Origin of the sequence: Bradyrhizobium liaoningense, assembly GCF_018130785.1 — a bacterium.
Taxonomy (GTDB): Bacteria; Pseudomonadota; Alphaproteobacteria; order Rhizobiales; family Xanthobacteraceae; genus Bradyrhizobium; species Bradyrhizobium liaoningense_A.
In genome coordinates this window covers 598764-621868 of record NZ_JAFCJT010000002.1, presented here as the reverse complement: position 1 = coordinate 621868, position 23105 = coordinate 598764, and the positions used below count along the sequence as shown (strand labels likewise).

The 23105-nt window shown below is 64.1% G+C and carries 22 protein-coding genes and 1 tRNA gene; 8 read left to right on the top strand and 15 right to left on the bottom strand.

From position 1 onward, the window contains the following. The first annotated feature begins 158 nt into the window (after nt 1-158). On the top strand, nt 159-1538 hold the full coding sequence (locus JQ627_RS39615) for an autotransporter outer membrane beta-barrel domain-containing protein (RefSeq protein ID WP_212483754.1): 1380 nt from the start codon (nt 159-161) through the stop codon (nt 1536-1538). 32 nt (nt 1539-1570) lie between these two features. Here JQ627_RS39615 and JQ627_RS08590 read toward each other — a convergent pair whose 3' ends face one another. The 6 genes from JQ627_RS08590 to JQ627_RS08565 all read right to left on the bottom strand — a co-directional run bounded on the left by JQ627_RS08590 (nt 1571) and on the right by JQ627_RS08565 (nt 8281). Further along, entirely contained in the window at nt 1571-2368 is a 798-nt protein-coding gene (locus JQ627_RS08590) for an MBL fold metallo-hydrolase (RefSeq protein WP_212484097.1), read from the bottom strand. A gap of 19 nt (nt 2369-2387) precedes the next feature. Then, nucleotides 2388-3164, bottom strand: a complete 777-nt coding sequence (locus tag JQ627_RS08585) for a TatD family hydrolase (RefSeq protein ID WP_212483753.1) — start codon at nt 3162-3164, stop codon at nt 2388-2390. A 12-nt stretch (nt 3165-3176) separates the two neighbouring features. Further along, nucleotides 3177-5177: a methionine--tRNA ligase gene (metG, locus tag JQ627_RS08580; protein WP_212483752.1), complete on the bottom strand. Its 2001-nt coding sequence runs from the start codon at nt 5175-5177 to the stop codon at nt 3177-3179. A gap of 109 nt (nt 5178-5286) precedes the next feature. Beyond that, a complete protein-coding gene (locus JQ627_RS08575; protein WP_212483751.1) occupies nt 5287-6333 on the bottom strand; it encodes a DNA polymerase III subunit delta' in 1047 nt (348 codons plus the stop codon). After that, a complete protein-coding gene (tmk, locus tag JQ627_RS08570) occupies nt 6330-7016 on the bottom strand; it encodes a dTMP kinase (RefSeq protein ID WP_212483750.1) in 687 nt (228 codons plus the stop codon). Before tmk ends, JQ627_RS08575 begins: the two co-directional genes overlap by 4 nt. Nucleotides 7017-7018: 2 nt before the next feature. Continuing rightward, entirely contained in the window at nt 7019-8281 is a 1263-nt protein-coding gene (locus tag JQ627_RS08565) for a D-alanyl-D-alanine carboxypeptidase family protein (protein WP_212483749.1), read from the bottom strand. 153 nt (nt 8282-8434) lie between these two features. Here JQ627_RS08565 and JQ627_RS08560 point away from each other — a divergent pair, with 153 nt between their 5' ends. Continuing rightward, nucleotides 8435-9391, top strand: coding sequence for an alpha/beta fold hydrolase (locus tag JQ627_RS08560; RefSeq protein ID WP_212483748.1), 957 nt, complete (start codon nt 8435-8437; stop codon nt 9389-9391). 418 nt (nt 9392-9809) lie between these two features. On the opposite strand, the gene JQ627_RS08555 is transcribed toward JQ627_RS08560, so the two are convergent. Continuing rightward, on the bottom strand, nt 9810-10736 hold the full coding sequence (locus tag JQ627_RS08555) for a septal ring lytic transglycosylase RlpA family protein (RefSeq protein WP_212483747.1): 927 nt from the start codon (nt 10734-10736) through the stop codon (nt 9810-9812). A gap of 801 nt (nt 10737-11537) precedes the next feature. On the opposite strand from JQ627_RS08555, the gene JQ627_RS39515 reads away from it, so the two are divergent. Next, nucleotides 11538-11666 (top strand): hypothetical protein, encoded by a 129-nt coding sequence (locus tag JQ627_RS39515; RefSeq protein ID WP_283812506.1) that lies wholly within the window; start codon nt 11538-11540, stop codon nt 11664-11666. Nucleotides 11667-11696: 30 nt separating this feature from the next. Here JQ627_RS39515 and JQ627_RS08550 read toward each other — a convergent pair whose 3' ends face one another. Further along, nucleotides 11697-11987 carry a hypothetical protein gene (locus JQ627_RS08550; protein ID WP_212483746.1) on the bottom strand — a complete coding sequence of 97 codons (291 nt, stop codon included), beginning with the start codon at nt 11985-11987 and terminating at the stop codon, nt 11697-11699. Between the two features lie 162 nt (nt 11988-12149). On the opposite strand from JQ627_RS08550, the gene JQ627_RS08545 reads away from it, so the two are divergent. Further along, nucleotides 12150-12728, top strand: coding sequence for a TIGR00645 family protein (locus JQ627_RS08545; protein ID WP_212483745.1), 579 nt, complete (start codon nt 12150-12152; stop codon nt 12726-12728). Between the two features lie 16 nt (nt 12729-12744). On the opposite strand, the gene JQ627_RS08540 is transcribed toward JQ627_RS08545, so the two are convergent. Further along, nucleotides 12745-13059 carry a DUF1476 domain-containing protein gene (locus JQ627_RS08540; protein WP_014495282.1) on the bottom strand — a complete coding sequence of 105 codons (315 nt, stop codon included), beginning with the start codon at nt 13057-13059 and terminating at the stop codon, nt 12745-12747. A gap of 258 nt (nt 13060-13317) precedes the next feature. Here JQ627_RS08540 and JQ627_RS08535 point away from each other — a divergent pair, with 258 nt between their 5' ends. Beyond that, nucleotides 13318-13542, top strand: a complete 225-nt coding sequence (locus JQ627_RS08535) for a hypothetical protein (RefSeq protein ID WP_212483744.1) — start codon at nt 13318-13320, stop codon at nt 13540-13542. Between the two features lie 57 nt (nt 13543-13599). Here JQ627_RS08535 and JQ627_RS08530 read toward each other — a convergent pair whose 3' ends face one another. Together JQ627_RS08530 and JQ627_RS38990 are read right to left on the bottom strand one after the other, a co-directional pair. Then, on the bottom strand, nt 13600-13791 hold the full coding sequence (locus JQ627_RS08530; protein WP_212483743.1) for a hypothetical protein: 192 nt from the start codon (nt 13789-13791) through the stop codon (nt 13600-13602). Between the two features lie 119 nt (nt 13792-13910). Then, nucleotides 13911-14069 carry a hypothetical protein gene (locus tag JQ627_RS38990; RefSeq protein ID WP_249142950.1) on the bottom strand — a complete coding sequence of 53 codons (159 nt, stop codon included), beginning with the start codon at nt 14067-14069 and terminating at the stop codon, nt 13911-13913. A gap of 592 nt (nt 14070-14661) precedes the next feature. Here JQ627_RS38990 and JQ627_RS08520 point away from each other — a divergent pair. After that, a tRNA-Ser gene (locus JQ627_RS08520) sits at nt 14662-14751 on the top strand. A gap of 303 nt (nt 14752-15054) precedes the next feature. Here the strand turns inward: JQ627_RS08520 and JQ627_RS08515 are convergent. From JQ627_RS08515 to JQ627_RS39610, 4 genes are all read right to left on the bottom strand, one after another. Continuing rightward, nucleotides 15055-15381: a hypothetical protein gene (locus JQ627_RS08515; RefSeq protein ID WP_212483742.1), complete on the bottom strand. Its 327-nt coding sequence runs from the start codon at nt 15379-15381 to the stop codon at nt 15055-15057. A gap of 212 nt (nt 15382-15593) precedes the next feature. Next, on the bottom strand, nt 15594-17444 hold the full coding sequence (ilvD, locus tag JQ627_RS08510; RefSeq protein ID WP_212483741.1) for a dihydroxy-acid dehydratase: 1851 nt from the start codon (nt 17442-17444) through the stop codon (nt 15594-15596). A gap of 203 nt (nt 17445-17647) precedes the next feature. Then, nucleotides 17648-18517 (bottom strand): VOC family protein, encoded by an 870-nt coding sequence (locus JQ627_RS08505; protein ID WP_312015745.1) that lies wholly within the window; start codon nt 18515-18517, stop codon nt 17648-17650. 834 nt (nt 18518-19351) lie between these two features. Beyond that, nucleotides 19352-19807, bottom strand: coding sequence for a hypothetical protein (locus JQ627_RS39610; RefSeq protein WP_312015744.1), 456 nt, complete (start codon nt 19805-19807; stop codon nt 19352-19354). Nucleotides 19808-19843: 36 nt separating this feature from the next. Between JQ627_RS39610 and JQ627_RS08500 the strand changes: the two genes are divergently transcribed. Beyond that, nucleotides 19844-21601 carry a TOMM precursor leader peptide-binding protein gene (locus tag JQ627_RS08500; protein ID WP_312015743.1) on the top strand — a complete coding sequence of 586 codons (1758 nt, stop codon included), beginning with the start codon at nt 19844-19846 and terminating at the stop codon, nt 21599-21601. Between the two features lie 95 nt (nt 21602-21696). Continuing rightward, entirely contained in the window at nt 21697-23073 is a 1377-nt protein-coding gene (locus JQ627_RS08495) for a SagB family peptide dehydrogenase (protein ID WP_212484096.1), read from the top strand. Nucleotides 23074-23105 lie beyond the last annotated feature (32 nt).

The following is a 23105-nucleotide window of genomic DNA, read 5'->3' as shown; positions in this document are numbered from 1 at the left end:
ATGTTCGACGGCATCGGGACACGACAAGAAAAGATTGGAAAACGTTAGAGACGCACTTACGATTCCGCATCGTCGGATTCGCTGTTTCCACCCGATTCGCCGCGCGGGCTGCGCGGCCGGTGTCCGGCGCGGTTGGGGCGCTTCATGTGGTTGGGGTCGTGAGCGTGGACGCGCGTGGGCGTCTGGCGCTGCTGCTATTGACGGCCGGACTGCTGCTGCCGCACGCGGCGGAGGCCCAGGTCATGCGCGAGTTCGGCGCATTCGGGGGCGCCGAGACTTTTGGCCCTCCGGGTCCGAATGCGCCCGGCAACAGTTTCAACAATTTCGGCGGTGGCAACAATTTTGGCGGCAATTTTGGCGGCATGGGTGGCTCCATGTTCGGCGGCCCGCAGACCTCCGGTTTTGGCGGAGCGCCGTTCGGCAATGGCGGTGGCGGCATGCAGCCCGGCTATGGCTGGAACGGCGAGCCATCCGGCCTTGCCGGCGAAGCGCGGTTCGGCGTGCGCCGGGCCTTTGGCGGCAGCTCCGACGGCGCCGTCCAGGGTGAGACGGCGCAGGCCACGTTCCTGGCAATGACGCAGTTCACCCAGACCCTGCTCGATCCCGCAATCGACGGCCGCGGCATCGGCCCGGCAGAGTTTGACGCAGAGCTCGCGGCCTACGCCGATATCGGCAACGACCAGACCCATGGCGGGGTCGGACGCGAAGCCTATGGGGCGATGTATGGCAAGCCCTCGCGCGCGTCTGCGCACTGGAACGTCTGGGCCGCCGGATTCGGCGGATCGCAGGTGTCGACCGGTGGCAGCGGCTCCGCCAGCCGGAGCTTCGGCACCGTCGTCGGCGCCGACTATGCGCTCTCACCGCAGACGCGGATGGGCTTTGCGCTCGCCGGCGGCGGCACCGGCTTTGCCAACAATTTCTCCAGCGGCCGCTCCGACCTGTTCCAGGCAGGCACCTTCGTCAGGCATTCGGTCGGATCGGCCTATGTCGCGACCGCACTCGCTTACGGGTGGCAGGCCATCACCGGCCGGCTCAATGCAGCGATCAACGCCAATGCCTATTCCGGCCGCCTCGAAGGCGGCTATCGTTTTGCCATGCCCTGGCTTGGCGTCACGCCTTATGCGGCCGCGCAGATCACCACCTTCCGCCTGCCCTCCAATGCGGCGCAGCCGGCGTACACCGTCGATCGGTCTTCGGCGGTGCCCGGCAGCGACGGCTTCACCGACACCCGCGCCGAGCTTGGCCTGCGCACGAGCACGTCCATTGCGCTGTTTGGAAGCATGATGAACCTGCGCGGACGGCTCGCCTGGGCGCATGATTTCAGCGCGGGGCAGTCGATCCCGGCGGCGTTCCAGTCCCTCCCCGGTCAGGGCTTCATCGTCGCCGGCACGGCATTGGCGCCGAACGCGGCCCTGACAGGCGTAGCGCTCGAGCTGCGGGACCTGAACGGCTGGTCGGCTTCAGCGAATGTCGACAGCGAAGTGTCGAGCCTGGTGCGCTCCCACACCGGCAAGGCCACGCTGCGCTACGCCTGGTAGACGCGCGATATTTGTTTCAACGCGAAAACGCTCTAGTGCGTCTCGAGCCGTAAACCATCGTAGGCGGGCACCACGCCCATGGGCAGCGACTGCCGGATCACCTCGTAATCGACATCGGCGGTCATGTTGGTGATGATGGCTCGCTTCGGTTTGAAGCGCTCGATCCACGACAGCGCGTCGTTGATGCTGAAATGGCTGGAATGGCTGGTGTAGCGTAAGCCGTCGACGATCCAGAGATCGAGATTTTCCAACGCGGCCCAGCTCTCGCGCGGAATGTCGTTGAGATCGGGCGTGTAAGCGGCGTTGCCAATGCGATAGCCAAGCGCGGGGATTTGGCCGTGCTGCACCAGGAAAGCCGTCATCTTCGTCGCGCCGCCCTTCCCCAAGATGGTCTGGGTCTCGCCCGCCTCGATGGAATGTCGCGTCAGGATCGGCGGATAGTCGCTGCCCTCCGGCGAGATAAAGCAATAGGAGAATCGCGCCATGATGTCCTTGGCGGTCGACTGATTGAAATACGTAGGAATGCGCTTGCGCATGTGCAGTACGACCGAGCGCAGATCGTCCATGCCGTGAGTCTGATCGGCATGCTCGTGAGTCAGGAACACCGCATCAATGTGATCGACATTGGCATCGATGAGCTGCTCGCGCAGGTCGGGCGAAGTGTCGATGACGATCCGCGTGGTGCCGTGCTCGCCGGTCTGCTCGACCAGCAGCGAGCAGCGGCGGCGGCGGTTTTTTGGATTGTTGGGATCGCAGGCACCCCAGCCGAGCGCCGGGCGCGGCACGCCGGCGGAGGAGCCGCAACCCAGGATCGTCAGCGTCAGCGTCAGCGTCATGTGGCTCCCAACCTTAAGATTTCACCTTGGAGAACAGGCGGAAGAAGTTTTCGGTGGTCTGACGTGAGATCTCATCGAGCGACACGCCGCGCGTTTCGGCGAGCACCTTGGCGACCTCGACCACATAGGCCGGCTCGTTGCGTTTGCCCCGGAACTTGCCGGGCGCAAGATAGGGCGAGTCTGTTTCAACCAGAATACGGTCAGGCGGCAGTTCAGCCGCAAGCGCGCGCAGGGCCTCCGACTTCTTGAAGGTCAGGATGCCCGTGAAGCCGATATAGAGCCCGAGCGCCACCGCCTTCAGCGCCAGTTCGCGCCCACCGGTGTAGCAATGCAGCACGGCGTCAAACGATCCGCGTGCCGCTTCCTCTTCCAGGATGCGGGCACAATCCTCGTCGGCCTCACGGGTATGGATCACGAGCGGCAGGCCGGTGGCACGGGCAGCCGCGATATGGGCGCGAAAGCCCCTCGCCTGCGCCTCCGGCGAACCGTTATCGTAGAAATAGTCGAGCCCGGCTTCGCCGAGCGCAACGACCCTGGGATGCTGCGTCAGCGCGATCAGCTCGTCCGGTGTGATGCCGTCTTCCTCATCCGCATTGTGTGGATGGGTGCCGACCGAGCAATAGACGTCGTCGTAGCGCTCGGTGATGGCGAGAAGCTGGTTGAGCTTCCGCACCCGGGTCGAGATCGTGACCATGCGCCCGATGCCGGCCGCACGCGCACGCGACACGATCCCGTCGAGATCTTCCGCAAAGTCCGGAAAATCCAAATGGCAGTGGCTGTCGACCAGCATCGCGCGAACGCCCTAGGCCGCCGGCTCGATGTAGCGCGGGAACGCCGGTGTCGGCGCCGGCAACGTCGAGCCGGGCGCGATGCGCTCGGCACCGCCGAGCATCGCGAAGTTCCGCTCGCCCGCGGGAATGCCGAGGCTGTCGAGCAGCAAGCCCGAGGCGGTCGGCATCGCCGGCTGGGCCAGGATCGCGATCTGGCGCACGACTTCGGCGGTGACATAGAGCACCGTCTTCTGTCTGGCGGGATCGGTCTTGGCCAGCGCCCACGGCGCCTCGCCCGCGAAATAGCGGTTGGCCTCCGCGACCACGGCCCACACGGCATTGAGCCAGTGATGGATCTGCTGCGTCGACATCGCCTCGCGCGACGCGGCGATCATGCCGTCGGCCATTGCCAAAATCGCCTTGTCGTTGTCGCTGAACTCACCGGCCTCCGGCAGCACACCACCGAGCTGCTTTGCGATCATCGACAGCGAGCGCTGCGCGAGGTTGCCGAGATCGTTGGCGAGGTCGGCATTGATGCGCGCGACGATGGCTTCGTGGTTATAATTGCCGTCCTGGCCGAACGGGACCTCGCGCAGGAAGAAATAGCGCATCTGGTCGACGCCGTACTGGTCGGCGAGATTGAAGGGATCGACGACGTTGCCGACCGACTTCGACATCTTCTCGCCCCTGTTGAACAGGAAGCCGTGGGCATAGACCCGCTTCTGCACGGGGATGCCGGCCGACATCAGGAACGCCGGCCAATACACCGCGTGGAAGCGGATGATGTCCTTGCCGATGATGTGCACATCGGCCGGCCAGTAGCGCCAGTTCGTGTCGCTCTCGTCAGGGAAGCCGACGCCGGTAATGTAGTTGGTCAGCGCGTCGACCCAGACATACATCACGTGCTCTTCGTCGCCGGGCACCTTGACGCCCCAGTCGAAGGTGGTGCGCGAGATCGAGAGATCGCGCAGGCCGCCCTTGACGAAGCTCACCACCTCGTTCTTGCGGGAGTCTGGTCCGATGAAATCGGGACGATCCGTGTAGAGCTTCAGCAGCTTGTCCTGATAGGCGGACAGGCGGAAGAAGTAGCTCTTCTCCTCGACCCACTCGACCGGCGTGCCTTGCGGCCCCAGGCGCACACCGTCGTCGTTGAGGCGCGTCTCGTCCTCGGCGTAGTAGGCCTCATCACGGACCGAGTACCAGCCGGCATAGGTGTCTGCATAGATGTCGCCGTTGGCCTCCATGCGCCGCCAGATTTCCTGGCTTGAACGATGATGCTGCTCCTCGGTGGTGCGGATGAAGCGGTCGAACGACACGTTCAGGCGCTCGTCCATCTCCTTGAAGCGGCCGGCATTGCGGGCGGCGAGCGCCGACGGGGTCAAGCCCTCGTTCTGCGCGGTCTGGATCATCTTCAACCCGTGCTCGTCGGTGCCGGTCAGGAAGAACACGTCCTTGCCGTCGAGCCGCGCGAAGCGCGCCAGCACGTCGGTCGCAATCGCCTCATAGGCGTGGCCGATATGCGGGCTGCCGTTGGGATAGGCGATCGCAGTCGTGATGTAGAAGACGTTGTCGCGCGCGGGGGCAGCAACGGGAGCAGTGGCTTGCGCAGCTGCGACGGGCTTCGGCGCGCGCGGCGCCGTAGGCTTCGGCACTTTGGGCTTCGACACCTTGGGCTTCACAACCTTCGGCGGAGCGACGACAGCAGCCGGTGCAGCGGTCACGGCAGGCGGGGTCACCCTCGCCTTCCTGGCCGCCTTCTTCGCCGGAGCATTGCTCTTCGCTGGAGCTTTGGCTGGCTTCTTGGCAACCTTCTTTACCGCTTTCTTGGCGACGACCTGTTTCTTCGCAGCCTTCTTGCCGGCCTGCTTTGTCGTCTTGGCAGCACTCTTCTTCACGCCTGCGGCAGCCTTCTTGGTCTTCTTGACCTTCTTGGCAGCCTTGTGCGCAAGCGCCTTCTTCGCGGCTTTCTTGACGGGCTTCTTGGCAGCCTTCTTGCCGCTCTTGCGCTTGACGGTTTTCTTAGCTCGCGCCACGACGAATTCCTTTACGGGCTTCTCAAAATTTGGAAACGAACCTGCGTTAGGTTGTTGTTTTGCGCATGATCATTTCGGAAAACCGCTGCGCACTTTTGCTGATCATGCTTTAGCGCGTTGCGTCCGCCAGCCAGCCGAACACTGAGAAAACCAAGGGCTTTCGCTCCAGATTGTAGGTTTCGGTGTCGCGCGCGGCGCGGACGATCTTTTCCCATACCTCCGCAAGGCGCGCAAGGCGCGGCAGGTTCTGGTTGGCATTCGCTTCGTCGGCGTGCAGTCGCTCCGCGATCCAGCGATCGATGCCGTCGATGAAGGCTGCAAGCGCCACGCGGTCATTGGTGGGAAGCGAATCGCCGAGCGTGTGCAATTCGCGCGGATCGACCTGTGGCAGGCGCGCGAGCAGCGCCGCCGTGCGCTGCTGGAGCTTCAAGGCGTCGCCGCCGAGCAGCGTCAGCGCCCGCGCGACGCTGCCCTCCGAGGCCTCCGCGGCCTCACGCAGCGCCGGATCGTCCGGATCGAGGTCAGCCACCGAAGCTGCGGCGCCGATCACATCATCCGTGTCGAGCGGACGTAGGCGCAGCTTGCGGCAGCGTGACTGAATCGTGGCGAGAACGCGCGCGGGCGCGTGGCTGACCAAAAGGAATAGCGATTGCTGCGGCGGCTCTTCCAAAATCTTCAGCAGCGCGTTGGCGGCATTCGGATTGAGCTCGTCGACGGTGTCGACGATGCAGACCCGCCAGCCTTCTGCCGCAGCAGTCGAACCGAAGAAGCCGATCGTCTCTCGCGTCTCGTCCACGGTGATCACGGTGCGCATCACGCCGCGATCGTTGGTGGTGCGTTCCAGCGACAGCAGCCCGCCATGCGAGCTGGCCGCAACCTGCCGCGCCACCGCGTTATCAGGATCGATCGCGAGGGTCTCGGCGCGCTGCACGGACGGCGCCAGCGGCTGGCCGTTGGAAAGCACGAAGCGCGCCATGCGGTAAGCCAGCGTCGCCTTGCCGATCCCCTGCGGCCCGCCGATCAGCCAGGCATGCGGGATGCGCCCGCTGCGATAGGCCGCGAGCAGCGCCGCCTCGGCCTCGCGATGGCCGAACAGAAGGCTCGTCTCGCGCGGATGCGGAATGGCGGTTTCGCGTTCGGCCTGACGCGGGCTCATCGGGAAACCACCGATGCAGGGGTTGGGAGAAGACGATCGCGCAGCGCCGTCCAGACGCGTCCGGCGACCGTGTCAGGATCGGAATTGGCATCGATCAGGACGCAGCGGCCAGGATCGTCCGCCGCGATCTTGCGATAGGCCTCGCGCAGGCCCTGATGGAAGCTGAGCTGCTCGGCCTCGAACCTGTCAGGTGTGCCGCTACCACGGCGCATGGCGGCGCGCTGCAATCCGATCTCGACCGGCAGATCGAGGATGAGGGTGAGGTCCGGCTTGAGATCGCCGATCGTGACCCGCTGCATCGCGTTGATCAGGCCCATCGGCACGCGGCCGAGGCTGCCCTGATAGGCCCGCGTCGAGTCGGCGAAGCGGTCGCACAGCACCCAGGCGCCCCGATTGAGCGCGGGCTGGATCACGGTTCGGACATGGTCGTCGCGGGCAGCCGCGAACAGCAGCGTCTCGGCTTCGGGTCCCAGCAGCTTGCCCATCCCCGACAGCACCAGGTGGCGCATGATCTCGGCGCCCGGCGAGCCGCCTGGCTCGCGCGTGACGAGGGTCCGCATCCTGGCCGCATTGAGACGGTCGGCGAGCTTCTTGATCTGGGTCGACTTGCCCGTCCCCTCGCCGCCTTCAAAGGTGATGAAGCGTCCGCGCCCGGACGGCCTCTGTACTGCGCTCTCACTCATGATCAGAGCTTCTCGGCGCCTGCGCGGAACATGCCGATCACGAGCTCGCTGGCGCCATCGATCGCACGGCGCACGGTCGAGCCGGTGCCGATCGCTTCGGCCGCGTAGACCGGTGTCTCCACCGCGATGTTGCCGCTGCGCCAGACCCTGACCACGCCGACCCTCTGGCCGGCCTCGATCGGGGCGCGCACCGGTCCGCTATAGACGACACGAGCGATCAGCTTGTCGCTGCCGTTCTTGTGCACCATCACCTTCACGGGCGTCTTGGCGACGAGCTTGACCGATCGGCTCTCGCCGCCGAACACTTTTGCGTAGCCGACCGGCTGGTCGGCCGCGATCAGCGTGCGGGTCTCGAAATTGCGGAATCCCCATTCCAGCATCTTCTTGGCTTCGGTGGCGCGATCCTCTGGATCTTCCAGCCCGTTGACGACGACGATCAGCCGCGTGCCGTTCTGCACGGCGGAGCCGACCATGCCGTAACCGCCTTCCTTGGTGTAGCCGGTTTTCAGACCGTCGGCGCCTTCCATCGAATTGAGCAGAGGATTGCGGTTGGGCTGGCGGATCTTGTTCCAGGTGAACTCCTTCTCGCCGAACAGTTTGTAGAATTCGGGGAAGTCGAGAATGATGTGCCGCGCGAGGAGACCGAGCTCGCGCACGGTCATCTTGTTGCCGGGGTCGGGCAAGCCGTTGGAATTGCCGAAAGTCGACTTGGTCATGCCGAGCTCGCGGGCACGCTTGGTCATGAAGTCGGCGGCAAAGATCTTCTCGTTGCCGGCGATGCCTTCGGCCAGCGCGATACAGGCGTCATTGCCGCTCTGGATGATCGCACCATGCAGGAGATCGTCGACCGAAACCTTGCTGTTGATGGCGGCGAACATGGTCGAGCCGCCCGAGGGCGCGCCACCCTTGCGCCAGGCGTTCTCGCTGATCCGATATTCGTCGGTCAGCTTGATGTCGCCTTTCTTGATGGCATTGAAGACGACTTCCGCCGTCATCAGCTTCATCATGCTGGAGGGCGCGCGCAGCTCGTCGGCGTTCTTCTCGAACAGCACGCTGCCGCTGGAAGCCTCGATCAGGATCGCTGTGGGGGCGTCGCCATCGAAGCCGGACTCCTCCGTTTTCTTGGCACCCTGGATGCTCTGGTTGGCGGCGTAGAGTGCCCCACCCCAGCCGATGCCCGCCACCAGAACCGCGGCGACCAACCCACGCGCCAGCGCACCGGCGGAGAACCGGGTGCGACGGAGCGGAAAAAGACGAAATGCCATGGCCAAGCCCTGAGAGCGGCGTTCTAACAGCAGGAACCGGTGCGAACAACACGGGGCTGACGGCCGGAACCCGAGATTGCACGATTCTCGTCGCGCCCCTATCGTGGCACCTCATATTTCTCGACCAAACCCCTGAAACAAGGCGGAAAAGCGATGTTGTCCACCCGCATGATCAAGGCCAATGGGATCGACCTGTTCATCCGCGAAGCCGGCAAAGGTCCGCTGGTGGTGCTGTGCCACGGCTGGCCGGAGCTCTCCTACTCCTGGCGCCACCAGATGCCGGCGCTGGCGGACGCCGGGTTTCGTGTCGTCGCCCCGGACATGCGCGGCTACGGACAGAGCGCGGCGCCGGCGGATGTTGCCGACTACTCGATCTTCGACACGGTCGGCGACGTCGTTGGCCTCGTGCACGCGCTCGGCGAGAGCAAGGCGATGGTGGTCGGCCACGACTGGGGCGCGCCAGTCGCCTGGCATGCGGCGTTGTTCCGGCCCGACATCTTCACGGCGGTGGCGGGCCTGAGCGTACCGCCACCATTCCGCGGCCGCGGCAAGCCGCTCGATCTGCTGCGCGAGGGCGGCGTCACCAATTTCTACTGGCAGTATTTCCAGACACCCGGCGTCGCCGAGGCCGAGTTCGAGCGTGATGTCGCCCGCACCATGCGCATCGTGCTCGGTGGCCGCGGGCTTGCCGATCCCAGCACCGCGATGTTCGTCCAGGAGGGCAAGGGATTTCTCGGCCACGCGCTCACCGAGGAGCCGCTGCCCAACTGGCTCAGCGAGGCCGACCTCGCCTATTTCACCGAGAGCTTCCGCAAGTCCGGCTTCCGCGGCGGCCTGAACTGGTACCGCAACCTCGACCGCAACTGGGAATTGACGGCGCCCTGGCAGGACGCACAGATCCGCCAACCCTCGCTGTTCATTGCCGGCTCCAAAGACGCCGTCATCACCGGCCTGATCGGCGCCAAGCGCGTCAACGAGCTCGAGCGCGTGCTGCCCAATCTGACGCGAAAGCTGATCATCGAGGGCGCGGGTCATTGGGTCCAGCAGGAGCGGCCCGACGAGGTCAACGCTGCGCTGCTGAAGTTTCTGCGCGAAGTGGCTGAGCGTTAGACGAGATCCTCTTTCATCGCGATGTGGGCGGCACCCGCCTGCCCGGTCTCGGCAAATCCTCGCCGCAGGTAAAACCTGTGCGCGGCCGCATTGGTCGCAAGTACCGAGAGCGTCAATCCCGTGCCGTGGCTCGATAGCGTGCTGCTGGTCCCCTATGCCGGCGTCTTTGCCGACCCGCGATCGGCGGGCGGCATCCCGCTCGCTTCGACACCATTGCTCCAGGGCTGGTCAGCCGCGTCACGGGCGGCATCGGCGCAAGCTGGCGGGCGGCGCCACGGTCGGCTTCGGCGTCGAACTCGGCGGCAACACGCAGATCTGGACGTTCACGGGACGCGCGCGCATCCCGTTCTGATCCCTGGGCGCGACGACCGACCAGCGGCGCTACGCTGCTCGCCGGATTTGCTGGCTTGGTAACTGCCTAGTAGAGGCCGCGGCCGCTCAGGATGCTGCGAGCCTCGGCGGCGCCGTCGGCCGATGACGACGCGTTCTCGGTCGCATAGCGGCCATCCTCGTCGTAGGACACGGCGCGCGCGTTCTTGAGCACCCGGCCCCGGCTGCGGCTCGAGGCCGACATCTCCGAGGTCGCGTTGAGCGACGCCATGTCGGCGGAGGTGTTGCCGAGATTGTAGGGCCGTCCCTCCGGCATCGGAACCTCGCCCCGAATGGCACCGCGGTTCGACGATGGCAGCTCCGGCACGAACGGCCTTGCCGACGCGACCCGCACCATCGAGGGCGACGGCGCGGGGATGCCGGTGCGCAGGGTCGCCATCAGCTGGCGATCGTCGGAGCCTTCCAGCGGCGCCCGGCCGACATATTCGACACGGACCCTGGCGACGCCATTGCCTTTGAATTCAAGGAGTTCGGCGGCTTTGTTCGAGACGTCGATGAGCCGGTTGCCGTGATAGGGCCCGCGGTCATTGACGCGCACGATCAGCGATTTGCCGTTCGAGACATTGGTCACCCGCGCATAGCACGGCATCGGCAGGGTCGGATGCGCCGCTGTCAGCGAGGCCATGTCGAACACTTCGCCATTGGCAGTCAGGCGGCCGTGGAAATCGTCGCCGTACCAGGACGCCATGCCTTCGGCGCGGTAATTGACGTCCTCCTCCGGCACGTAGGTCCGGCCGGCCACGACATAGGGCTTGCCGATGCGGTAAGTGCCGCCGCCTTTCGGGACCGGATCCCCAAACGCCACGACCCGGGGGCTCGAGGACACGCCGTATTTCGGATCGACCCGGCTGGCGAACTTGTTCGAGGAGGCGCAATTGGCGAGCGCGAGGCAGGTCGCGACCGCCGCAACACCGCGCGCGGCCCGCAAAACCGAATCTGACCGTCGGATCCCCATGCGCCCCAAATACCACTTCGCCGGAGGCGTCCCCAACCCGCTTTGGCTACGGGGGAGCGCTGTCCGGTCCCATAATCCGAGGCGGCCCACCACCGCGTCGGAAGCAGTAAGGATAACGCAACCCGAACACGGCGGAAATGGGGAGCCCACAGCGATCACGCTGGGATGGTAAACGGGACGTTCGCTTCTCCCCGTTCATCTACGGAGCGCAGGCACCCTTCTCTGTGCCACTCCTGGACATTCTGTTGCGCCAAAACCTCACTCCACCCCCATTGTCTTGTGGCTGACTGGAATTCTTTTGACTGTGCAAGGCCGCACGCGTTTTCTCGGTCGCAGGGGCGAACTGGAAATTTGACGATGATCGAGACGGTTTCGGCACTGATGGGTTTGGTAAGCGCGGGGATCTTCCTGGCCCATGCGTTTGAAGGTTACCGCTCGAGGGCCTGAGGCCATTCGCGCGGACGGCAGAGCACCTCTTTCAAGACGGCACGTTCGGACAATTTTAATCGATCCGACCGAGCATAAGACGAGAGCGGCAGGTGTCCCATGCGTAACCATGACCTCGTATCCGATGGCTTCCTGGCACTGACCGCCGGCGGCTTGGTTCTACTCTGCTCAAGCCTCGTGGCACTGGCCTTCGGCTGAGCATCACCACGACGTTCCTTTTTTCCAACCACAACTACACCGCGATGCAGCATACAGCGCTGTCCGGTACTGCTCCGCTCCCGTTTAGTTGATTGAATTTCTGCGTTCGGCGCCTCGACTCATTTCAAGAGGCCATCACCAACGAGGGTGACGCAAATGCTTGCTGAGAAATTTTTCCTGGTTCTGGAATCCCTGATCCGCGGCGACCGCACCTATCCTGACGGAAGTCCCCGGGTAATCAGCACCTCGCCGCACGTGCCGGTGAACCTGCCGGGCCGGAAATAGCCGTCCCCGAACTTCCGAATCACGCGCCGCTCAGCGCAGGCCCAGTAACGAGCGGCGATAAAAGCTGTCGCGGGCCTCGCTCAGGCAGACGAAGCTGCCGTCGAAACCCTGGCCGTACCGCTTCTGGCCCTTGCCGTAATAGACGCCCTTCCTGAAATCGAGCCAGACCACCTGATCGTGCGGGCAATGACGTTGTGCCTGCGCCTCGTAGCGAAACGGCGTCAGCGGCGTCGCCGAGACCTCCGCGCCACCGGCGCCAACCACGATTGCGACGGCGACCGCGATGCCGCCGAGCCCTTTGCCGAAGCCGCTCCAAGACACCCCCGCCTCCCGATTCAAGCCCTCGCTCCCTCGCCGTTCGGCACGCTAGCACGAGACGGCGCGATCTGTCGGCCACAGCAGGCGGCTTCGCCGTCTTCCGCCGGCCATCTTGTCGGGTTACATGAAAGCGAGATCATCTCAGCTCGCGAGGATGCTGCCTGAATGTCGGTTGAGCCTGCACCCAGGACCGAACCCCGCCCGCCGTCGCCGCGTTTGGGCGTGCTCCCGATGATCATCTTCGGCTCGCGCTGGCTGCAACTGCCGCTCTATCTCGGACTGATCGTGGCGCAATGCGTCTACATCGCGCTGTTCCTCAAGGAGCTCTGGCATCTCTCCTGGCATGCCCTCGATCTCACCGAACAGCAGATCATGATGAGCGTGCTGGCGCTCATCGACGTCGTGATGATCTCCAATCTGCTCGTGATGGTCATCGTCGGCGGCTACGAGACCTTCGTCTCGCGGCTCGACCTCCAGGGCCATCCCGACGAGCCGGAATGGCTCGGCCACGTCAATGCGAGCGTCCTGAAGATCAAGCTCGCCATGGCCATCATCGGCATCTCCTCGATCGCGCTGCTGCGCACCTTCATCGAGGCCGGCAATCTCGGCTCGAGCCGCGCCGGCTTTACCGAGACTGGAGTGATGTGGCAGGTGCTGATCCACCTCACCTTCGTGGTCTCGGCGATCGGCATCGCCTTCGTCGACAAGCTCAGCGAATCAGGCATGCGCGGGCACGCCGAGTGAGGCGCGAGGCTGCCCTCTACTTGTCTGCTTCGAGCTGCGCGAGCGCCTGGTGCAGGCACTCCTGAAGCTTCTGCGCGACCTGCTCGCGCGCGACGCCCTTGGCGGCAAGATCGCCAGACACCTTGGCCACGACATCGTCGGTCTGGCTCTCCAGATTGTCCGTCACCAGCGCCGTTGCGTAGCTTGCCGCGGCATCGCCGCTGAGCCCGAGCTGGCCCGCGGCCCACAGCCCGAGCAGCTTGTTGGACCGGGCCGTGGCCTTAAACATGAATTCCTCGTCGTGGGCGAATTTGGCCTCAAAGCCCTGCTCGCGCTTGTCGAACGTGGTCATGGTCAGCTCCAATGCGTTTTCGCTGAGGGGAATCGGACTGGGGGCGAACGTCTCCGCGGTTCTCGTCAGTTTAGGATCATTTGAATCTTCCTCCCGGAAGGCAGACGCCGTCAAGCCTGCGCGGTGCTGCGCGGCGGCCCGGGGCGTGGGCACGGTACGCACCAGTCCTGCGCCAGCCAAATCGGCTATGCGGGGATGTTTACCGTCCGTTAAGCAGACTCGGCGCCGGATGGTCGGGGGGACATCGAGAGCTGACGCATGAACAAAGAGCTGCGGGAGTTTCGACGGCTTGAACGGGTCTGCCTGGAGCAGGCCGCCCTCTCCACCATGGACCTCGCGCGAAGCGGCCTGCTCAAGGTCGCCGACGATTGTCGCATCGCAGCCGAAGCGATCGAGGCGCAAGCGCCTCGCGGCGCATTCGCTGGCGCCGTCCATGCGCTCAAGCTGGCCTTGAGCGCAACGGGAATGTCCAACCGGCATTAGCTGCCGATCTCGGGCGGGAGATCGATTTAGAAGATTGCTGGCGGCGACCGCGTTCGGTCAGCCCTTCGCTGCGGCCGCTTCGCGCGCGAGTCGCTCGGCCCTCAGCCGTTCCTTGTTGGCGTAAAACGCCTTCTGCGCCTCTTCGTGATCGCGCATGGCCTTTTCGGCCTCGATCCGGCGTGTGGCATCACGCGCCTGGCGCTGCTCGGGGGTCAGGGGTTTGCGTCGGAAGGAAAGGTCTTCAGTCATGCCGAGACAACGCGGAAGCGGCGAAAGGGTTCCACGTGCTGAACCAGACAGACCGGCGCGGCCGATTGAAGTCTCGAAATATCAGCTAGTTAGATGATGCACTCGTCGGTCGGCCGGACCTATTGCTTCGACCCCGGCGGCTTTACGCCGACGAGAGGCCACTGCGGCGCTGCGTCGGCAACCTTCACCTTCGGGAAGAGCGTCGGGAAGCATTCCAGGAAAGCCCAGTGCGTCGTCGCCCAGTAATCGTCGAGAAGACCCGATGCCGCGAACAGCATCGCCCCTCGCAGACCGAGCGCATGTACTTCGCGCTCGCCGCCTGCCCGGTCAGAAAATGGAAGTAGGTCCGGTGCGGATCGTTGATGATCTATCCGTGAGCTGAAGCACGACACTCGTTGGGGACGATGCTCAGAACTTTAATGACACCCGGTCAAACCGGCATGTCCCGCTGCGGCCGGGCAAGCGCCGGAGAGCGAAGGTTCAGTGGGACGCGCCGTCGATGACTCTTGCTGTCGTGCGCGCACTGTCCAATTGAGCGCGGCAAGCCACATAGGCATCGGAGCCCGGCCGAGCTCCATAGCTGAGGCGCTTCTGATTGTCCTTGGCATTTCGCTCTGCCGCCATTTGCTCGAAGCATCCCCCGACGACTAGCCAAGCGCCAAGATCGCGATAACACGCATCAATATTCCCCCCAGACTATCGTCACATCCAATCGCAACTTTACGGCGATGGAAACAAAGTGGGCCTGCCACGCTTGCGGCAGGCTTCCTCAAGCCGTAAGAGACGTTTGTCCCCCACGTGTCCCCAACCAAGGACTGTTCACATTGCGTTTGGCGGGGCCAGCCGCTAAGCGGTTGAAACTATTGCGCTGGAAGGGTGGCCGAGTGGTTTAAGGCACCGGTCTTGAAAACCGGCGTGCCCGCAAGGGTACCGTGGGTTCGAATCCCACCCCTTCCGCCAATATCTTGCGGCCCCACCGACGCCACAGCAAGAATCAGAGATCTGCCGCAAAGCCGTCCCCGCCGAATTCCTCCTGATCTGTCAGGCGGGCGTCAGCCTGCTCCCTTAGCGTGAGCAACGGGCTCGGCCGCCTTCAGCCGCCGCCCTCTCAGCAATCCCGGACACTGGCGACATCTCCCAGGGCGTCGCTGGTTGCGAGGCCCGGATGGATTCGCCTCCATTTCCGGGCCTCGTTTGCTGGCTGCAAAGAAAAACGGCGCCCCGCGAGGAGCGCCGCATGGAATTCTCGGTCGCTGCGTTGGCTCAGTAGCCGCCGCAGGAGGCGCAACCCATCGCCACCGGGGCGTAGTAGGAATAACCGGGCGAGACCATCTCGACGCGCTGCCGCGTGGCGTATTGCGGCGGGATGCGCTCGTACTGGACGCTGGGCGGCGCGACCATCACGGTCTGCGGCACCATCACGGTGCGGTACTGCGCCGGCGTGCGATGCGCGACGGTGGCGCCGGGCGAAACCATCACGGTCTCATCGACGGTGCGGTATTGCGGCTGCACGTATTGCTGCTGGTAGCAGGTCGTGCATGGCGGCGGCGCGTAGCAATTGTAGCAGCCGGCGGAGGCCGCGCTCGTCATGGAAATCGCGGCGACGACTGTTGAGAAAACGACAGCAAGAGTACGAGACATTGTGGTAGTGCCCCAATTGCCCAAAATGGATTTGCGAAGGTCGCAGCAGTATACGCCGCACGATCTTGAGCTGCCGAACTTCGTCGAGGCATCCTTAATGCAAACGGCCGGCTTTCGCCGGCCGTTCAGAACTTGTTGACCAAGCACGCGAGGCGCAGCGCCTACTTCGTACGCCGTTTCACCTCGCGCACGGCACCGCGCGCAGCGCTGGTGGTGAGCGCAGCGTAAGCCTGCAGCGCGGTCGAGACGTTGCGCTTGCGGCCCGTCGCCTGCCAGGCGGCATCGCCCTTCGCCTCTTCCGCCGCGCGGCGCTTGGCGAGCTCCTCGTCGGAGACCTCCAGGCTGATGCTGCGGTTCGGGATGTCGATGGCGATGCGGTCGCCGGTCCGCACGAGACCGATGTTGCCGCCTTCGGCCGCTTCAGGCGACAGATGCCCGATCGACAGGCCGGACGATCCGCCCGAGAAACGTCCGTCGGTGACGAGCGCGCAGGCCTTGCCGAGGCCCATCGATTTCAGATAGCTCGTCGGATACAGCATCTCCTGCATGCCGGGGCCGCCGCGCGGACCTTCATAGATGATGACGACGATCTCACCGGCAACGACCTTGCCGCCCAGAATGCCCTCGACGGCAGCGTCCTGGCTCTCGAACACGCGCGCGGGACCGGAGAATTTCAGGATCGAAGCGTCGACGCCGGCGGTCTTCACGATGCAGCCGTCCTGCGCGAGATTGCCGTAGAGCACGGCGAGACCGCCGTCCTTGCTGAAGGCGTGCGCGAGATCACGCACGACGCCCTTCTCGCGGTCCGCATCGAGCTCGTCGTAGCGGCGCTCCTGGCTGAAGGCGACCTGCGTCGGGATGCCGCCGGGCGAAGCGCGATAGAAGGTGCGGACGGACTCGCTCTTGGAGCGCTTGATGTCCCAGCGCTCCAGCGCATCGTTCATGGTCGGCGCGTGCACGGTCGAGACCGAGGTGTCGATCAGGCCGGCGCGATCGAGTTCGCCCAGAATGCCCATGATGCCGCCGGCACGATGCACATCCTCGACATGCACGTCGGCAACCGACGGCGCGACCTTGCAGAGCACGGGCACGCGGCGCGACAGCCGGTCGATATCCTGCATGGTGAACGCGACCTGCCCTTCATGGGCCGCCGCTAGCAGATGCAGCACGGTGTTGGTCGAGCCGCCCATCGCAATGTCGAGCGTCATGGCGTTCTCGAAAGCCTTGAAGTTCGCGACGTTGCGCGGCAGCACGCTGGCATCGTCCTGCTCGTAATAGCGGCGGACGAGATCAACGATGGTGTGGCCGGCCTCGACGAACAGGCGCTTGCGGTCGGCATGGGTCGCAACCACGGTGCCGTTGCCTGGCAGCGCCAGGCCAAGCGCCTCGGTCAGGCAGTTCATCGAGTTGGCGGTGAACATGCCTGAGCAGGAGCCGCAGGTCGGGCACGCCGAGCGCTCGATCACCTTGACGTCCTCGTCGCTGACCTTGGAGTCGGCAGCCGCGACCATGGCGTCGATGAGGTCGACGGCCTTGGTCTTGCCAGCCAGCTTGACCTTGCCGGCTTCCATCGGCCCGCCCGAGACGAACACGGCGGGGATGTTGAGCCGCAGCGCGGCCATCAGCATGCCGGGCGTGATCTTGTCGCAGTTGGAAATGCAGACGAGGCCGTCGGCGCAGTGAGCGTTGGCCATGTACTCGACGCTGTCGGCAATCAGCTCGCGCGACGGCAGGCTGTAGAGCATGCCGTCATGGCCCATGGCGATGCCGTCGTCGACCGCGATGGTGTTGAACTCCTTGGCGACGCCACCAGCCTGCTCGATCTCCCGCGCCACCAGCTGGCCGAGGTCCTTGAGATGGACGTGGCCGGGCACGAACTGGGTGAAGGAGTTGACCACTGCGATGATCGGCTTGCCGAAATCGCCGTCCTTCATGCCCGTTGCGCGCCAGAGGCCGCGGGCGCCCGCCATGTTGCGGCCGTGGGTGGTGGTGCGGGAGCGATAGGCTGGCATGGCGGTTTCCGTCCTCGGGTTTGGCCGGCCGGGCGGAAAATATGGAAGCCGCCTCAGACCTTTCCGGCCGGATAGCGCACGGGGTGGGCGTGCGCAACGGGAACTTGCCCCGAAACGGCCCGGATTGGCCCGGCGCAGGCCTCCCCTGCTCCCGGCGCGGGTTATTGCAGGGTCGTGCCTGTGCCGGGCAAACGCCGTGGTGGCTAGCGCTTCGGCTTGGGCAGCACAATTCTCCCTTGGGAGGCAACGCCACCCCACTTGGCGGACCACCCGACTTCCGAGGCCGAGGATGGCTCGATGCCTGCATGACCGCGGGCGCCCTGCAGTGCAAAGAGGGCGCCTTGGGGATCGACACATCGTGCGATCCAGCAGCCATCAGGCAATTCGATCGGACCCTGGAGGATCCGGCCTCCACCAGCATTCACATGCTTCGTCGCAGCACCGATGTCGTCGACATTGAAGTAATGCAGCCAACATGGCTGCGCCACGCTCGAAAATTTCGTCAGCATGCCGCCAACCGTTTGCCCGCCCGCCGAAAACAATTGATACCAGTCCGCTGGATCGGTTTGAGCGTCGGCCTTTTGCCAACCGAACAGCTCTCTGTAGAAATCGAAGATCACGGTCCGGTCGGCGGCCAGTAGCTCATGCCAGCCTATGCGCCCCGGCTCGTCCAGCCGGCCCGGTTTCCATCGGCCATATGCCGGTTTCTCGATCAGCCCGAACGTCGCTTTCTGCGGATCGGCAACGACTGCTATTCGGCCAATATTGGTGTCGGTCGGCGGCACAAAGATCGTGCCTTCGAGACGCCTGATCTGCGCGGCAGTTCCGTCGAGGTCGTCGACGGCGACGTAACCCATCCATCTCGGCGTTGCCCCTGATCTCAGCCCCTCTTCCGGGATATCCATAAGCCCGCCCAGCGGAGTGCCGCCGCTACGGAGCATCGAGTAAGACAGTTCCGTAGTCGATTCATCCTTCACGCCCCAGCCGACGACCTTGCGATAGAACGCGCCCGCCGCCGCGACGTCCGTGGTCAGCAGTTCGTACCAGGCGAAACGTCCGAGTTGATCCGCCACGCCGATCTCTCCGTTCAAACCAGGATGCAATTTGCGGCACTGCACCAAATTGCACCCGCTGCGCGCTATGTCGGTGGATTGCCGATGCCTTGTGTCAACGTATTGTGCCGATATCGTTCATGTAGATGACTACATCCTGAACGTGCGCCACCATGTTTTTGGTGCGCGAGATTCTTGCTTGCCCAATTTCCCGGGCGTAGAATTACCGCGGCTGGGATACTTCTTGCAATGCTCGGAGGTTTGACCATGCGGCAGGCGAAGCAGTCTTCTAAACGGAAGAAGCGAGTTACCAAAGTCGCCGTACCGGCGATCGGAGCCGCAGGGTTGACGTTTTCACTAGCGGGCGGCGCAGCGGCATCGGCCGTTCCGACACCCGACGTACAACACATGCCGAACTTTGTACCGGGTGACGCAATCACGCTCGGTGAAGAGGAAATGGCCGACGTCAGCCTCGCCACGTTCCATCTCTTCGACAAGGAAGATGTGGCTGGCCGTGTGCAGGTGGCTTGGCGCGGATGCGGCGGCTGTCGCGGATGCGGAGGCTGTCGGGGATGCCGAAGCTGCCGGTGTGGCGTCGGTTGCCGATGTGCGGGTTGTGCCGTTGGCTGTGCCGTTGGCGTTGTGGGATGCGCCGTATCCTGCGCGGGTTGCTGCGCATCGTGGGGCCGCTGCCGCTGGTGCTAGCGTTCCGAATGGCGTGTCCACTAGCCGATATATCATTGGCCGGTCCTGAGAAAGGGGCCGGCCAAATGCTTGGTTTCGCTACGGTGCGGGCACGACGATCCGTCTTGCGCCGGCGATCTGACGTAACGGCAACAGGATCAGCGTGCTGACTCAATGAATGCCAATCGCAAGACCCGCGTTGCGCGGCAACCCCGCAAGAACCTCCTCCGATTTGCACCGAACTTCACCGCCTACATATTGCCTCCCGATGCGGTTTGCCTCTATTCCGAGGATCGCAAGTTCTTCCTGCACGGCGAACTCTACTGCGCCTTGGCCACCGCGATCGGAAAGCATGGCAAGGCCAGGCTGGAGATCATTCGCCAGCTTTCGAAGCGTTTCCCTGCCGACAAAATCGAGGAGGCGATCAAGCGGCTCCTCGATCGCCGATATGTCGTTGCGCGGACCTCGCCAGCATTTGACGAGGCCGTCGGCGGTTTTTGGGCAAGCCTCGGCTTGTCTCCAGAGGTCGCGGAACAAAATCTTCGCAGTTGCTCCATTCAGGTCGAGTCGATTGACGTCAGAGGCGCCAAAGAGCTGACCGCGGCCTTGAGCAAGCTCGGTGTTCAAATCGCAAAGCGCTCGCCTAAGCTCACGGTCACGCTGGTGAACGATTATCTTGACCGGCGGCTCGCCGAGCTGAACCACGAACGCGTAGCCGGCAAAACGCCATGGCTGCTGGTGCAGCCGTCCGGCGCGTTTCCGCTGGTCGGGCCCCTGTTCAAACCGGGCGAGAGCTCGTGCTGGACTTGCCTGTTCGATCGCATGATCCGCAACCGGGAGATCAAGGGGTTTCTTGACCGGGGACCGGCGCGTGCGGTCGCCGTATCGCCGCTCGTCAACGATCCCGTCGGACGGACCGCAATCCATTTCGCAGCCGTCGAGATCGCCAAGGCAATCGCCTCGGGCTTTCGCACGGATCTGCGCGATCACATCGCAAGCTTCGACCTGGCCGGCGCCGTCATCGCCAAGCACTACGTCACGCGACGCCCGCAATGCCCAACCTGCGGCAGCAAGAAGCTGCACAATCCGCACCGATCTCCGACCCCAGTCGAGATCGCCGAAGGCAAGAAGCTCGTCATGACCAGTGGTGGATATCGCACCATGACGTCGCGGGCCACGGTGTCGCGCTTCCGCAAGCATGTGAGCCCGCTGACCGGCGTGGTCACCCGGCTTGAGCGGATCGAGGCCGATCTGCCGATGAACACCAATTACTTCGCCCAGCACAATTTCTCTGCGCCGGCCCACAGCATCGACCAGCTCAGGTCCGGATTGAGCGGGGGCAGCTTTGGCAAGGGCTCGACGGCTGAACAGGGCGAGGCAAGCGCGCTGATGGAGTCGATCGAACGCTATTCGGGCATTTTCCAGGGCGATGAGATCAGGACGACGCGCCGCTTTGTCGATTTCGCGCCTGGCGACGCGCTTCTTCCCAACGACGTCCAGCTCTTCAGCGAAACGCAGTTCAAGAACAGGTTTCTGCAGCAGCCGGACGATCCCCATCCGGTGCCCGAGCCGTTCGATCCCTCGACGAGGACCGAGTGGTCGCCGGTCTCGTCGTTGCGCGACAAACGCTTCAAATATCTGCCGACCGGCCTCCTGTACTTCTTCTATGGCGGCTTTCATACGGATTCCAACGGTTGCGCGGCCGGCAACACCCGCGACGAAGCCATCGTTCAGGGCTTCCTCGAACTGATCGAGCGCGATGCCTACGCGATCTGGTGGTATAACCGGGTGCAGCGCGCCGAGGTCGATCTCGAGCAATTCGACGATTTCTATGTCCGGGATCTCCAGGCTCAATTTGCGGAGGCCGGGCGGAAGCTGTGGGTGCTCGACATCACCACCGACCTCGGCATTCCGACTTACGTGGCGATCATGCATTGGATGCAGAATGGACACGAGAATATCGAGTTCGGTTCCGGCGCGCATTTCGACCGCCATATAGCGCTACTGCGATCCCTCACCGAACTGACCCAATTTATGTCCGTCGGCATGATGGGCGGCGCAAGCGGCGAGAAGCCGACCCTCGACGGTGTCACGCCGCTGCGCCTGGAAGACTACCCGTTCCTGACACCGAGCGACCACCCGATCGTCCCCCCGGCGCCGAGCCTCAAGCTTCACGACAATACGCGTGACCAGGTCATTGCCTGCGTCGAGATCGCCGCCCGTGCAGGCTACGATTTCCTCGTCCTCGACCAGACACGTCCCGACGTCGAGGTTCCGGTCGTCAGAGTGCTCGTTCCCGGCCTGCGTCATTTCTATCGCCGTTTCGCGCCGGGGCGCCTTTACGATGTGCCGGTGAAGCTCGGATTGTTGGACCGGCCGCGACCGGAAAGCGATCTGACTTCATTTCTTCCACACACCTGAAGGGCTGCTCTTTCGTGCGCGCTCCCCGGAAAAAGCCGACCAGGAAGATCGCGCCAGACATTGCCGCCCGATTGAGCCATCGCTTCTCCCTCCAGATGCAGCCGGACGGAAACATCGCCGCCTCTCTGGGCGACTATTCCGTCAACCTCGGACAATTCAGCGCGGCCGCGATGGACTGCGCGCGACATCTGAGCACCGGCCTTCCGCTCGCGTCCTTTGCAGGCAAGAGCGCCCTCGCGAGAGACGTCGACGCCCTGGTGCATCGCTTGGCCCGGCAGGGGCTTCTGGAATACCGCCTCTCCTCTTCGCGCAACACGCTGGACTTCGTGGTCATCGAGCCCCAAGTCCCCGATTACTGGCCGCGGCGCGCGAAGCTGGGCAGTCGTGACACCATTGTGCTATCGCGCTTTGCCTTTCTGCGCCGGCGCGGCAACGAGTTGGTGCTGGAATCGCCACGCGCCGGCGCGCTGTTCCGGATTGGCGATCCCGCCATCGCCGCCACCCTTGCTGCGCTGTCGCAGCCTCGGAAGATCAGCAAGCTCAACCAGAAGGTAGCTTCCTCCACCCTCCATCTGCTCGAACTGTTGCTGGACAGCCAGATCCTGCTCAAGCTCGATGCGAAAGACGGACAAGGCCTGCGGGTGAACGAAGGTGACGGCAACCTCGTACTCTGGGATTTCCACGATCTGGTGTTTCACACGCGGAGCACGGAGGGTCGGCAAGCCAATCCGGTCGGCGCCGCCTTCACCTATGCCGGCGTCGTTCCGCCGTCGCCGACGGTGCGTCCGCCCTGGGCCGGCAGCAAGATCGACCTGCGCAAATTTTCATCCCCGGAGCCGAACTCCCGCTTCCCGAAGCTGTTGCGCGAACGCCATTCAACACGGGATTTCGACGACAAAAATCCGGTCACGCTCGGCGAACTCGCGCAGTTTCTCGACACCACCGCGCGCGTCGTGTCCGAATGGAAGAGCGAGCCGTATTTCGAAGGCGGCCCCGACGTGACCTACAGCACAAGGCCCTATCCGTCGGCGGGCAGCGCGTACGAGCTGGAATTGTACCTTACCGTCGCGAACTGCGACGGACTTGCGCGCGGACTCTACCACTACGATGCAGGGAGCCACGCGCTGGTCGCGATCGGCGCCTCCCCCCAGCAACTCCAGGCGCATTTGGCGGCTGCGCAGTTCGCCATGGACGCGCCGGGTCAGCCGCAAATCCTGATCACGATCGCCGCGCGATTTGGGCGGGTCTCCTGGAAATACAGCTCAATCGCATATTCGTTGATCCTGAAGGATGTCGGCAGCCTGATACAGACGCTTTACCTGGCGGCGACCGATATGGGCCTCGGCGGCTGCGCCATTGGTAGCACCAACATCGATCTGTTTGCGAAAATGACGGAGTTGGAATTCCATGTCGAGGGCCCGGTCGGTCAATTCGCGCTCGGGCGCGGCAGAACGCCTGAGGTCCAAGGCTAGAAGCGGGTGTCCGACGGCAAATCGGCGCACGC